Below are 14085 nucleotides of genomic sequence, written 5' to 3'. Positions count from 1 at the left end.
GGTGACAGCTTCATCGCGCCGCGCAGCGGCCGTCCTTGGGACGGTCGCTGCCGGCGCTGTGCTGTGGTCAACGCTCATTGAGCGCCGCCTCTTCACGATTCGCAGGCACACGTTGCCGCTGCTTGCTGAGGGTGCCGCACCGCTTCGCGTGCTACAGCTCTCAGACCTGCATCTCGCACCTTGGCAGACCAACAAGATCAACTGGGTACGCTCGCTGGCCGAGCTTCGCCCAGACCTGGTTGTGCTGACCGGTGATCTGATGGGGCACCTGGAAGCGCGGACGGCGCTGTTGCACTCGCTACAGCCTCTCACCGAGGTGGCCCCGGTCGTATTCGTGCACGGCTCAAACGATTACTACACACCGCACCTCAAGAACCCGCTGAAATACCTCATGGAGCCGAGCCGCCTCAGTACGAGGAAGCCCGACATCGACAACGCGAGACTCACTCGCGGGCTCGAGGATCTCGGTTGCATCAACCTCAATAATGCGGCAGCATCGCTTCAGCTTCGTGATACCGGGCTTGAGCTACTCGGACTCAATGATCCACACATCCGCTACGACGATGTCGAGCTAATGCGCGAGTCGCTCGCGTCAATCGCCGCACCGACAGACTCGGCATCGGCCTCGACCCATCCCCTGCGCATCGGCGTCGTACACGCGCCGTACCAGGAACCGCTTGGCGAGCTGCTTACAGACGGCGCTGACCTAATCCTCGCGGGTCACACCCATGGCGGACAGGTGCGCGTACCCGGTGTCGGCGCACTCACCTCCAACTGCGACCTGCCGGTGGCTCAGGCACGTGGCCTGAGCGTTTGGTACGACGCTCACCGAGCGGCATTCCTTAACGTGAGCGCGGGCCTCGGCAACTCAATCTACGCCCCCGTGCGCTTTGCCTGCAGGCCGGAGGCGAGCCTCATTACCCTGGAAACGCCTCGCTAAAATGCCCAGGTAACTGAAGAAGCGCCTGATCGGTACAAGAATCTGGTCATAGTGAGTTTCTGTGGTCAGGGAAGCACACAATTGTTTCGGACCTATCCAAGCTGAATTACACTCACACCCTTTTCAATGATTGCAGGCCTACCCGCCTAATAGCACCACCTAATGAATGCCACATACAAACGCTAGAGAAAACGACTTGGGGTGTCATGCTTTGCGCAAACAACGGTGCCCTCGATGAAAGGAAACCGTTCTACATGCTTTTCTCCTGACCCGGGCCCAGGAAATAGTTCACGACCGAGTTCAAAGCAAATGCCGTTCGATTGGTCACTGAACAAGGGAACAGCGGTAGCGCGCAAGTATGAGCCGGTCCTTGTAAAGAAGGCCACCACCGTGTCACGCTCATGTGCCAACTCTTGCAGGTACAACGCGCCGGATTACGTATGTGGAAGCAATGATCCAAGTAGCAGGGAAATCGGTCGGCAGGAACTCACCAATCTCATCGATAGCTACCTAATCGTCCAGCCCAGAAACTACGCGGACATTCTTCCGTAAGGTAGGCGCAGTTGTTCCCAGGCCTCTTAGATGAGTCAAGCCGTCAATTTGACGCAAAACTACGCCTATGGGTAATGTAAAAAGAAATATTTCTTAGAAAGGATGTATTTTGAAGAGAGTATACACAGCCATAGCTACCGGAGGCCTTCTCGTTTTGTCTCTGATGAGCGCACAACCTTCGTCGGTGGCGCTTGCCAACTCAGGCCATGCGCCCAACGCAACAACCGCCACACCCAGCCGAGGGTTAGTCGCACAAAAAGGGTGGTATCAAATGATTGCAAGCGATTGGGCCGTTCCAAGCAACTGGACCTGCTCTAAGGCAGCCACCATGCAGACCACCAACACCTCGACCGCTATGCGTTCCTGCGTCATACGCTGGCAAAACGTCGCGCAATCGGCAGTAATTATTCGAAATACGGGGTCAAAGAAGATTCAGATTAGCCCCGGCCAATCCTACAATTTGAATAACAACGGAAAGGTGTCGTACGCAGGCCAAGGAAGCTGCCCAACAGCCAATCTATATGGAGGCGATCGAACAGTCTGCTATAATCCATCGATCATCACTTGGAATGCCTTGCAGGTAACTTCCCAGATGTATTTGGGTTATAACGGACAGGGGTCATCCTACTACAATATTGCAACCAGCCCCTGGGGATAAGGTCCACACCAGCACTTTGATAAACAATGGGCGTGTGCCCCAAAAAACTGAACACAGGGAACTCCTGCTAACCATGCAATTCCAATCCGATTGGTCAGCAAGAGTTCGCTGATCATGTCATCTCCGCTACCCGGCTCCCCCTTCCAAGATGCAGCCGTCTCTGGAACGAATTCCCCTGACCTACAGGCCCTTATGAAGCCCTCATGACACTTCCAGGGTTCGACGGAGCGTGAACTTCGTTTGGGTTGACCTGCTGCTGCAGTTACGGCGGCGGTTCTTTAGGGGGGGACACTTGCCACCCAAACATCTTCATGCACAAGTGGGGATATGAATGCAACGAGTTGAGCCGACTCACTGCACTTAGAAGCGCGCCGGCTCAACACTTTCACCGAATTGATCCCAGACACGCTGCACCGCTCCATGACTCACGCCAAGCTCCATCTAGAACGCCCATAGTATGTGAACCTCGGCAGCTTTTCCTAAGCAGAATAGCGTCTTCCTCTTGATACTGACCCGTTCCGTGGGGAGATTGCTTCCATCAGGAGCGGCGTTAAGAATGTCATTGCCAGGACACTTCCACCCGAATTGAGATGAGTAGATTTCGAAATGAGAATTGAGTCGTTTTCTCAACACAAAGACCCGGTGGGAGATTCAGGTGTTAACCGTCGCACTTTGCTCGGAGTAACTTTCGGCGTCGCTGCATTCTCACTCTTCCATGCCCCGAGTTCGGCGCACGCACGAGCTGAGGAAAACGCAGTTTCAGCAGAACTTAGCATTGGCGAGAGCTACGGCTTTGCACAGGATTGGTCAGGGGCGTTGCCTGCACTCATTCCGTTAACCCTATTGCTTCGCCCCACAGCTGGCTTTGAAGAGCTTTCTGAAGGTACCGTGGACATCTCTTGGGCTAGCTCAGTTGCGGCAGTTCATTCGGATTCAGTCGTGATAGTAGCTGGCGACTCCCTCACCTTGACGAAACACGTGATTACCGAGCATGCCGGAATCTCAACCATGTCATTCCCCCTCTCCGGTATTGACAAGGGATCATCTGCCGAGGAGCTCGTCTGCGCTTTACCACTACGCTCGAGAATCGCCTACCCGAACGATCAGATCGCAGGGGAATACACACCGGTTGCTCGCATCTCGATTCCCGAGCAGCCACCAATTGAGATAGTCGCGACGTCCTCACTATCTGCGAGACCTGGTGAAGTTTGGGGGAGTGAGCTTTCGATCATTTGGGCGTCTGTCTCTGGGAAGCCGGAAGACCAGGAGATACGGACATTGCCACAAAGCGTTCGCTTGTCATCTATAGGCCCAGGCGCTGTTCCTGCAGGTGCTTCGCTGACCGTAGAGTCTGCTCCGGGTGGGGAGATGCAGCTATCTGTAAGTTCCGCGTACTGGGATAATGATGAAACGAGTGAGGTGCCGTTTGAGTACTTTGAGGACACGAATCCCGACAAGACTACGGCGAAGTTTGTTATTCAAGCCCCGATTCCGGCCGGGCAAAGCATCCGATTGGACTTTGCCCCCATCGATGATGCACTCAAGGAAACGTTGGGCGAACAACTTCTAAGCTGCGTTGTGAGCATGTTCGGGCCAGAGAACGCAGAGTTGAGTCTCATCCGACAGACAGGGAACACATCTCATGGGTGGACGAAGGAGACACAATAGTGGATACGCAAGTACTTGCCTCCCAGCAATTCTTGAATAAAGCTTACGCAGGTGTAGCTGGTTATGTTGCTGCACCTGAAAACGGGAAAACCGGCTGGCCTACGATGTTTGCTCTCACGAGGGCACTCCAAATTGAATTGGGGGTATCCCCCCGGTCGGATGGCTTTGGACCTGCCACTACTGCCGCATTCACAAGCCAAGTTGGCACACTCTCCTCGTCTTCAAACAAACCAAGGATTAGCTGGATTCTGCAGTGCGCCCTATGGTGCAAAGGTTACAACGGCGGCGTAGTGGGCGACACCTGGGGCTCAACTGTTGGTGCATCTGTTGCTTCAGTACGTTCCGATCTCGGACTATCCATAGCGCAGACGGTGGATGTAAAGCTAATGCGGTCGCTTCTCACGATGGATGCTTACGTGTTGTTGAGCGGTGGCACTGCGAGCATCCGGGAAGGACAGCGCTGGCTGAATGGCAAATATATGAACCGACAAGACTTCACCGTGGTGCCTTGCGATGGTTTGTTCACTCGCTCTCTCCAGCAGGCTGTCATGTATGCGATACAGTACGAGCTCGGCATGGCTGACGGTACTGCAAATGGAAACTTCGGCCCAGGTACACAGACCGGCCTTAAAGCACAAGCTTCGTTCGGGCCAGGAGCAACAGACGGAGCCAAGAATTTTGTCCGGTTATGCCAGATTGCCTTGGCAGGGAATGGCTACTCCGTAACAATCAACGGGGTATGCAGCCAACAGATGATCAACCAAATCACCGCCTTTCAGGAGTTCATGGAAATCTCCGCCACTGGCACAGTGGACTTTGGGACTTGGGCTGCATTGCTTGTATCCACCGGCGACCCCAACCGCGCCGTTACTGGTTTTGATACGAGCACACCAATCACACCGGCGTTCGCAACAGCACGCTGGAACGAAGGCTACCGCTTGGCGGGGCGCTACCTCACTGTAGCCGGTCAAGCGATCGCTCCGGGCGAGTTAGAAACGCTTTTCGACCATGGGCTAAAGTTGCTCCCAATCTTCCAGAACTACAACAACGGTCCAGATTATTTCACATACGCCATTGGATACGACCACGGACAACAAGCCGCTATCCGCGCAAGACAACTCGGGTTCAGTGAAGGAATCATGATTTTCTTCGCCGTTGACTATGACGCGACAGGCGACGAAGCTTCCAGTATTGTGCTCGACTACTTTGACGGTGTCAAGGCAGGCCTCGCAATCTCTCTCTACTACAACTACCGAGTTGGGGTCTATGGCACGCGAAATGTGTGTCGGATCGTTCAAGAAGCAGGTCGTGCTGAAGGTATCTGGGTCAGCGCAATGTCTACGGGATACAGCGGAAATCTCGGTTTCCCGATGCCTCAAAACTGGATGTACAGCCAAATTCAAGAGCTCCATTCCATCAACATCGACAAAAACCAAGTATCTTCACGTGCTCAACCTGTAAATAGCACTCAGATTCGCTCGGTACCCCGAATTGATGACAATTGGAACTCTCTTTTTCGGGCAGTTGCTAAGCACCAGACACTAACTGAGCACATCGTCTACACAAAATTTAGTGTGGAGTTTCAATACATCAATCGAATTTCTGTAGCCTGCCTACTGATAGGTCACTACGACGACAAGTCGTGGCAACTGTATGCATCCTTTGTCGGCCAAATCAAGAACAATCCCCTGTATTCGAATATCTACTCTGCTGTCCGTGCTGTCGGCACCAGTCCGCAAGATTCCGAGTTCGAAGAAGGATATGACGGCGGGGATGTTTTCCATATGTTCGCGACACTTCAGGGCGTCCTAGATTGGGGGCAGAAGCGGGGAGTTCAGGCTGCGGTATGGGCGACCTTGGGGGATGGGCGCTTGACCTCGTGACTCTTTGGGCAGACTACAAAAATACAAGAAGCTCCCTATCCATTACACAATGGGTAAACCAACACCTTGGCAACCAGAGTGACCCTTCATCATCCTTTTCCTATGCAGACCTTGTTGCTGATGCCGATGGATGGCTGATCGGCAGGCAAATGGAAGTTTATCCTGGCATCCCGCTTGATGAAGCAGTGCGAGAGCACATGGTAACTTACTCTAACCCTACTTCACGAATTGCAGCTTTCATTTCCAAACGCTTCACAAACAATACGACGTTGAGTAGCGCAATAGGGGTATCTTCAGTTTTTGGCCTTGGAACACCATTCCACGAAGTAAGTTTTTGGATGGGGCACCTGACCCAACAGCCTCGGAGCTCTCTGAATTCAAGGCTGCTGTTACCCAAAGACTCAACCGACTCGGATGAAGATGATGGTCTGGCTCCCTCGAGTCGCAGTTACGATCGCGTATTTAATCGTTGCTTATACGAGCGCCATCAATAGCTTCCTGGGGCCACAGACTGGCGATATCTTGCACGTCACGCCGACGCTTGCGTGGATGACCCTATTTTGCATAACGAGCGCTGCCGCAGTCCCATTCTTCAATAGAACTGAAACGATTTATGTGCAGAACTGGGCTCTCCTAGTCGTCGCTGCAGTCGGACTTTGGGGTGTATCGCATTGCGACACGTTGTCACTCCCACGTTCTGGAACACTCCCCAAAACGACTACGACACTGCCTTCGCCGTCGAGTTCGCAATATGTCTAACAGCTTTCTTAACGGGCCCACTTGCGCTGATCTACCGGTACTCAAAACTCCCAAGACCCCTTACCGGGCCGTTCGCGCTGATAGCTCTTGTAGCACCCACAGCCACAGTCTCATTTGCACTACTAAATTCAGCACCACATTAGTTCACGCACTGATCGTCCCGTTGAGGTTTGTGAGCCTCCTGGTTTGGCTAACGGGTAGCGCGTGACTTCTGTTCGGTGCGGCTTTTACTACCGTATCGCGGACGCTTTTTAGGTTCTCAGCAGTCACGGCGAGTCTTCTCGCGAACGGCCAAACTTTTCATCAATCTGTATTGCTACGGCGGTACTCAGTTCATGCAAGCAACATTCGCTCATACTCCACGGGAGCCAACGGGCCTTTACCCCGAAGTGTGGACACGCTGATGCCGGGTTTTCCGGCAGAAAGCGAGACCATAGAACCATGCCCAAACAATTCTCCGAGGACTTCAAACGGCAAGCCGTTGACCTCTACGAAACCACCGAAGGAGCGACCCTCGACTCGATCGCGAGTGATCTCGGCATCGGCAAGTCAACACTGTCGCTGTGGCTGCAGAAGTACCGCACCACGCCGCCCCCAAACCGTGACAGCCGCGCTGCTACCGACTTAGTAGAGACGGGTGAGGTGGCTGCGCTCCTTGCCGAGAACCGCGCCCTGAAAAACGAGAAAGCCAAGCTTGAGACCGAGCGCGATATTCTCCGCCAGGCAGCCAAATATTTCGCGGGAGAGATGAACTGGTGAGCCGCTTCCAGTTCATTGACGACCACCGTGACACCATCCCGGTGAAGTGGCTATGCCGAGTCCTCGACGTTGCTCGCTCCTCGTATTATGCGTGGGTGGAAGCTGCCCCGAAACGGGCCGCCCGCACGCAAGCCGACGAAGCGCTTGCTGCGCGAGTGAGACGTGCGCAAGACCGTGAGGCTGGCGGGGATCCCGCCTACGGGGTACCCCGGGTGACCGCGGACTTAAACGACGGGGCACCCGAGAACGAACGGGTGAATCACAAGCGCGTCGCGCGAGTGATGCGCGAGCACGGGCTTTCAGGGATCAGGCTCTTGCGTCGGGTGAAGACCACGGTCCCTGACCCCAATGATCAGAAGGTCGCTGATCTGGTGCAGCGTGACTTCACCGCTGACACGCCAGGCACCCGCTATGTCGGCGATATCACGTACCTGCCCATCGTGGGTGGGAAGAACTGGTACCTCGCGACGGTGATCGATCTGTGTTCGAGAAAGCTGGCCGGGTGGGCGCTTGCCGACCACATGCGTACCGAACTCGTCAGTGATGCACTGACCGCAGCCAGAGCCGCGCGTGGCTCACTTGACGGAACCATTTTTCACTCAGATCACGGCAGCGTCTATACCTCGAAAGCGTACGCGCAGTTGTGTACAGAGCTGGGGGTGACGCAGTCAATGGGGCTGTCGGTTCCTCAGCGGATAACGCGCTCGCTGAGTCGTTCAACGCGGCGCTCAAGCGTGAAGTCCTGCACGGACGGGCAGCGTTTCGGGACGAGCATGAATGTCGCCGTGAGGTGTTCAGGTGGGTGAACCGGTACAACACGAAGCGCCGCCACTCCTACCTCGGGCAAGTCGCGCCTGACGCGTTTGAATCAGCTATGCTTGCTGCTGCAGCGTAGCCATAACCCCGTGTCCACTATCCGGGGTAAAGGTCCAACGGCTTCCCCTGTTTCATCCGCCCAACAGACGTTTCAGGGCAATCCAGTCAGTGCTTTGCGCGACAAACTACGCCGCAACCAGCTTCCGAGCCGCCACCAACTCTGCGATCTGCACAGCGTTCAGCGCCGCACCCTTACGCAGGTTGTCATTCGAGATGAAGAGCGCGAGACCGCGGCCCTCGGGAGCCGACTGATCCTCGCGGATACGGCCGACGAAGCTGGGATCCTGGCCCGCCGCCTCAAGCGGCGTGGGCACGTCACTCAGCTGCACACCAGGCGCAGCTGCGAGTACCTCGCGCGCACGATCCGCAGAGATGGGACGCGCGAACTCAGCGTTGATCGACAGCGAGTGACCCGTGAACACGGGGACGCGCACACAGGTGCCCGCTACGAGCAGTTCGGGAAGTTCGAGAATCTTGCGGCTCTCGTTGCGAAGCTTCTTCTCTTCGTCGGTCTCGCCCTGGCCGTCGTCCACGATTGAACCCGCAAGCGGGAGCACATCGAAGGCGATCGTCTTGGTGTAGACCTGTGGAGCAGGGAAAGTGACGGCTGCACCGTCGTGCACGAGTCGCTCAAGATTGCCACTCTCAACGGCTGCCACGGCTTGCGAGGCGAGTTCTGTGGCACCAACGAGGCCCGATCCTGAAACTGCCTGAAACGTCGTGACAATCAAACGTTCAAGACCGGCCTCTGCGTCAAGCGCCTTCATAACGGGCATTGCTGCCATCGTCGTGCAGTTCGGATTTGCGATGATGCCCTTCACGGCATCCTCAATCGCGTGCGGATTGACCTCGCTCACCACAAGCGGCACTTCGGGGTCCATGCGCCACGCGCTCGAATTGTCGATCACCGTGGCACCTGCCGCGGCGAAGCGCTCGGCGTGGGCCTTCGAGGCCGCGCCTCCCGCAGAGAAGAGTGCGATATCGATGCCAGCAGGATCGGCGGTCGCCGTGTCTTCCACGACGATCTGCTGGCCACGGAACTCAATAGTGGTGCCTGCCGAACGAGCGCTCGAAAAGAGGCGCAGCGATCCAATTGGAAAATCACGCTCATCAAGCAGACGGCGCATCACCGCACCGACCTGACCGGTCGCTCCAACAACGGCGACGGAAACTCCCTGCTGCTCAGACATGGCTACTCCCCTTATTATCGGCCGGTACCGGCGTAAACGATTGCTTCAGTGTCGCTGTCAAGGCCGAAGGCGGTGTGCAATACTCGCACGGCCTTGTCCATAAGGTCAGCCCTCGTGACGACCGAGATGCGAATCTCGGAGGTCGAGATCATCTCGATGTTGATGTCGGCCTCAAACAAAGCACGGAACAGCATCGCTGAAACACCCGTGCTCGTGCGCATGCCCGCACCAACGACGGCGACCTTGGCGATCTGGTCGTCATACTGCAGGCTTTCGAAGCCGAGTACCTCTCGCTCAGCCTCAAGCGCGTCAATGACCCGCTTGCCGTCACCAGTCGGAACAGTGAAGGAAATATCGGTGCGGTTCGTATCGGCGGCCGAGACGTTCTGCACGATCATGTCAATGTTGGCGTGGGTGGCGGCGACAATCTCGAAGATCTGTGCTGCCTTGCCCGGCACGTCTGGAACGCCACCAACCGTAATTTTTGCTTCGTCCTTCTCCGCGGCGATACCCGTGATGACCGGCTCTTCCACCTGTTCTCCCTTCGGATGCCCCTTCGCGGGGTCGTAGACGATTGTGCCCTGCTCATCTGAAAATGAGGAGCGAACGTGCAGCACCACTCCGTGCCTGCGTGCGTACTCGACAGCACGAAGATGAAGCACCTTCGCGCCAGAAGCCGCAAGTTCAAGCATCTCTTCTGCAGTGATCGAATCGATCTTGCGCGCGAGCGGAACGATGCGAGGATCAGTCGTGTAAACCCCGTCAACGTCGGTGTAGATTTCACACACATCGGCGCCGAGTGCGGCTGCGAGGGCAACGGCAGTGGTGTCGGATCCCCCGCGGCCCAGCGTGGTGATGTCGCGGGAGTCACGGCTGAAGCCCTGGAATCCAGCCACGATCGCTACTGCACCCTGGTCGAGCGCCTCACGCACACGACCGGGCGTCACATCGACGATCTTCGCGGAACCGTGCTCGGCGGTGGTAATCATGCCGGCCTGGCTGCCCGTGAACGATAGTGCTTCGATGCCCATGCCCTTGATGGTCATGGCAAGCAGCGCCATCGAAATGCGCTCGCCCGCGGTGAGCAGCATGTCGAGCTCACGCGGGGCAGGGATCGGAGTACACGCGGCAGCGAGATCGAGTAACTCGTCAGTAGTGTCGCCCATCGCGCTCACCGCAACAACAACCTCGTTGCCCGCGCGACGCGCCTCAACGATTCGCTTCGCCACACGCTTGATGCTTTCTGCATCGGCCACCGAGGATCCGCCAAATTTCTGCACGATCAATGCCACGCGGGGTTCCTCCTTGGATTCTGGGCCAGGGCCAGTCTACCGGACGATGTATGCGTGTTATGGCGGGTGGCTGGGCACCGTAGTTCACAGAGAGGTTATTCGACCTTGCGACGCCCCTCGAAGGCACGACCCAGAGTGACCTCGTCAGCGAATTCAAGGTCGCCGCCAACGGGCAGCCCCGACGCGAGGCGCGATACGGGCACCTCGATGGCGGTGAGTAGGCGCGAGAGGTAGGCGGCCGTTGCCTCACCCTCAAGGTTTGGATCGGTGGCGAGGATCACCTCTTTCACCTCGCCTGAGCTAAGGCGCTGCATGAGTTTCGGGATGCTGAGGTCGTCGGGGCCGATGCCATCGATCGGGCTGATCGCACCACCGAGCACATGGTAAAGACCGCGGAACTGGCGGGTGCGCTCAATTGCGACCACGTCCTTCGGTTCCTCGACCACGCAGATGAGGGTCTCGTCACGCCGCGGATCTCGACAGATCGCACACTGCTCTTGCTCGGTGATGTTGCCGCACACCTCACAAAAACGCACTTTCTCTCGCACGTCGTTGAGTAGTTCCGCGAGCCTGGTCACGTCAAAGTTTTGCGTTTGCAGAATGTGGAACGCAATGCGCTGTGCCGACTTCGGGCCGATGCCGGGGAGCCTGCCAAACTCGTCGATTAGGTCCTGAATAATTCCGTCGTACACGGGCTATGCCTCCTGGCGAGGTGGGAGCGGACGCTCTTCAATGAATCGGGCCCCCAACACTTCGCGCACAACGGCCTCACCGTAGCGAGTGAAGGTCGGCGCAGCACGCACCGTTTCTTGCGGCGGGGCGGCGGCACTTGAATTGGGGTCAGCTGTTGGCGAAGTGTCGGCCGCTACTTCGACCGCTTCGGGGGCTCGGGATCGGCGGATTCTTGGCTCGAGGTGGCCCCTTCGGGCGCTGAATACGTCTGCTCCTGCATCTGCGACTGCGACTGCGCAGAAGTGTCTTGAGCGATTCCAGCAGAACTTTCTGCGCAGGGATCCCCCTCGGCGTACGGATCACCGTCTCCATACAGGTCGTCACTGGGTTCAACATATGCATCCGGCGCCTCAGCGGAGGTCTGCTCTGACGTAGCCTGCTCAGCGGAGGGTTCCTCCGAAGAGTCAACTGTGGGCTGTGGGTTTTTGTGTGCCGCGGTAATTTCTGGATCGGGAGTCGAAGAAGTTTCAAGCACCTCGGCAATCGAGGACACTGAGTCAGGCTGCGGATCTGCCCACGCTGGTGCGGCGAGCGCGGGACCGAGAGCACTAAGTCGCGCTGCAGCGCGTTGTTCAGGATCGTCGGAATTCGCTCGTGTGCTCTGGCTCGTTTGGTTCACCGGGCCGCTGGATTGCCCCGCTCGATGGGGCTCCTCTGCGTCAGCCGCTGAGCCGGTCTGCGTCTCACGGGGAGCGTTCTGAGGTCCGGCAGCATGGCCCTCGGGAAGGCGCTTCGGAACATACTTCACTCTCACGCCAACTGCGGACAGGATCGCCTCGCGAAGCGGTCCGGCTCCCACGGACTTAAATGCCGCTAGGTCTGACTGCGAAGCGAGTCCAACCGCCAGCACGTCGCTCTCAAGCGAGAGTGGCACGACCGAGCGAACGGCGTTCCAGGCCTCGCGATCACGCTCGAGAATCTCTTCGAGAAGATCGGGCCACACCTCAAGCAGATCCTCAAGCTCCGACCCTTCGCCCGGGTTGAGGGGCTTCGGTGCGGGCCGTCAGCATTTTCAGCGGCGGAAGCCTCGGCTACCGGGCCGGGTGCGGTGACCGCTGCGCGTTCTGCACCGCTCTCGGGCCCCGGCGCTGGCACAGAGGCTAGTGTTGGAGCAGCCTCCGCGGGTGCGGGTGCGGGTGCGGGTTCAGAACCGATACTCTCAATCTGGCTCGTGCTGAGTACGTCGGAGATCGGGCGGCCAAAGGATGCCGCTGCCTCGTTCGGGTGGGGCGCAGAGCTCGGCTCGGCCAACTGCGGGGCCCGAGCCGCCTGCTGCGGGGCTCCCTGTGGCGTGGGTTGCTGGGCAGCCGGCGGGGTCGCCACTGAGTCGTCTTCGCGTAAGAAGTCGCGGATGGAGGCTGCTGTCTGCGCGGCGTTGGGTGCAGCGGGGGCAGGTGCCTGGCCAGTCGCGGGTGCCGTCTCCGGCACGGGTGCTGGTTCCGGTGCATTCACCGCGCCCCGAGCGGCCGCAAGAGCTGCGACGGGATCGTGGGCAGGTCGAGCCGGTGGCTGCGGCGAGGTTGGCTGAGCGGCCACTGCGGGCGCAGGCTGACCGCCGCTCTGTCGAGGGGCAAGACCCGCCGAAACACCAGCACCAGCACTCCGCTGAGCACTCTCTCCGTGCACCACAAGCGCACGAGCAATCATGAGCTCAAGCTGGAGGCGCGGAGCGGTCGCACCCACCATCTTGTCGAGCGTCGCGCTCACAGTGTCGGCGATGCGAGATAGCTCACCCGGGCCAAAGGCTTGCGCCTGCTCGAACATGCGGGTGAGCTGATCCTGCGGCACCCCGCGAAACACCGCGGCAGCGCCCTCGACGGTCGTGGCCGTCACAACGATCAGGTCGCGCAGGCGTTCAAGCAGGTCTTCGACAAAGCGCCGCGGATCCTGACCCGTCTGCACCACTCGATCGGTCGCTTGGAAGGCCGCGGCAGCGTCGTGTGTTCCAAAAGCAACCACAACATCGTCAAGCAGTTCCGTGTGCGTAAACCCGAGCAGTCCCGCCGCTCGAATCGAGGTGACGAGATTACCCTCGGATCCCGCGATCAGCTGATCGAGAATTGAAAGCGTATCGCGCGCTGATCCGCCGCCAGCCCGCACGACAAGCGGCAACACGCCGGGCTCAACCTGCACGCCCTCGCTGTCGCAGAGTGTCTGCACGTAGTCGATGAGAGTAGCGGGTGCGATCAGCCGGAACGGGTAGTGGTGGGTGCGCGAACGGATTGTGCCGATCACTTTGTCGGGTTCGGTCGTTGCAAAGATGAACTTGACGTGCGGCGGCGGCTCTTCAACGATCTTGAGTAGCGCATTGAAGCCGCCCGGCGTCACCATGTGCGCTTCGTCAATGATGAAGATTTTGAAGCGGTCGCGGGCCGGAGCGAACACCGCACGCTCGCGAAGGTCTCGCGCGTCGTCTACACCACCGTGGCTCGCAGCGTCAATCTCAACGACGTCAAGTGACCCGCCACCGTCACGGCTCAGTTCAACACAGCTGGGGCAAGTGCCACACGGAACATCGGTCGGCCCCTCAGCACAGTTGAGGCAGCGCGCCAGAATTCTGGCCGAGGTTGTCTTGCCGCAACCTCGTGGCCCGCTAAATAGGTAGGCGTGGCCAACCCTGCCCGTGCGCAGCGCAGTCATCAACGGCTCAGTCACTTGGGACTGGCCGATCATCTCAGCAAAGGAGTCTGGCCGATAACGGCGATAGAGAGCTGCAACCACAAAACCAATGCTACCGGCACCCTCCGACGTTCACGGGGTCTGCAGCGGAGCGAAA

7 protein-coding genes and 1 pseudogene are annotated in these 14085 nt (G+C 58.1%); 4 read left to right on the top strand and 4 right to left on the bottom strand.

Annotated elements, in window-relative coordinates; all coding sequences use genetic code 11:
• Position 1: 1 nt before the first annotated feature.
• The 4 genes and pseudogenes from G7066_RS03500 to G7066_RS03485 all read left to right on the top strand — a co-directional run bounded on the left by G7066_RS03500 (position 2) and on the right by G7066_RS03485 (position 8114).
• Positions 2-940: a metallophosphoesterase gene (locus G7066_RS03500; RefSeq protein ID WP_166329137.1), complete on the top strand. Its 939-nt coding sequence runs from the start codon at positions 2-4 to the stop codon at positions 938-940.
• 1816 nt (positions 941-2756) lie between these two features.
• Positions 2757-3818, top strand: coding sequence for a hypothetical protein (locus tag G7066_RS03495; protein WP_166329027.1), 1062 nt, complete (start codon positions 2757-2759; stop codon positions 3816-3818).
• Positions 3818-5701, top strand: a complete 1884-nt coding sequence (locus G7066_RS03490; RefSeq protein ID WP_166329025.1) for a glycoside hydrolase domain-containing protein — start codon at positions 3818-3820, stop codon at positions 5699-5701. Before G7066_RS03495 ends, G7066_RS03490 begins: the two co-directional genes overlap by 1 nt.
• Before the next feature lie 1200 nt (positions 5702-6901).
• Positions 6902-8114: pseudogene (locus G7066_RS03485) on the top strand (IS3 family transposase).
• A gap of 106 nt (positions 8115-8220) precedes the next feature.
• Here G7066_RS03485 and G7066_RS03480 read toward each other — a convergent pair.
• The 4 genes from G7066_RS03480 to G7066_RS03460 all read right to left on the bottom strand — a co-directional run bounded on the left by G7066_RS03480 (position 8221) and on the right by G7066_RS03460 (position 14030).
• Complete coding sequence (locus G7066_RS03480; protein WP_166329023.1) at positions 8221-9285, bottom strand: aspartate-semialdehyde dehydrogenase; 1065 nt, start codon at positions 9283-9285, stop codon at positions 8221-8223.
• Between the two features lie 14 nt (positions 9286-9299).
• The gene (locus G7066_RS03475; protein ID WP_166329012.1) at positions 9300-10577 is read right to left on the bottom strand and encodes an aspartate kinase; all 1278 of its coding nucleotides are present in this window, start codon (positions 10575-10577) and stop codon (positions 9300-9302) included.
• 95 nt (positions 10578-10672) lie between these two features.
• Entirely contained in the window at positions 10673-11269 is a 597-nt protein-coding gene (gene recR / locus G7066_RS03470) for a recombination mediator RecR (RefSeq protein WP_166329010.1), read from the bottom strand.
• Positions 11270-12122: 853 nt separating this feature from the next.
• Positions 12123-14030, bottom strand: a complete 1908-nt coding sequence (locus tag G7066_RS03460; protein WP_425280751.1) for a DNA polymerase III subunit gamma and tau — start codon at positions 14028-14030, stop codon at positions 12123-12125.
• Positions 14031-14085 lie beyond the last annotated feature (55 nt).

This window comes from Leucobacter coleopterorum, assembly GCF_011382985.1.
Lineage (GTDB): Bacteria > Actinomycetota > Actinomycetes > Actinomycetales > Microbacteriaceae > Leucobacter > Leucobacter coleopterorum.
This window is presented reverse-complemented; position numbering and strand designations above follow the sequence as displayed.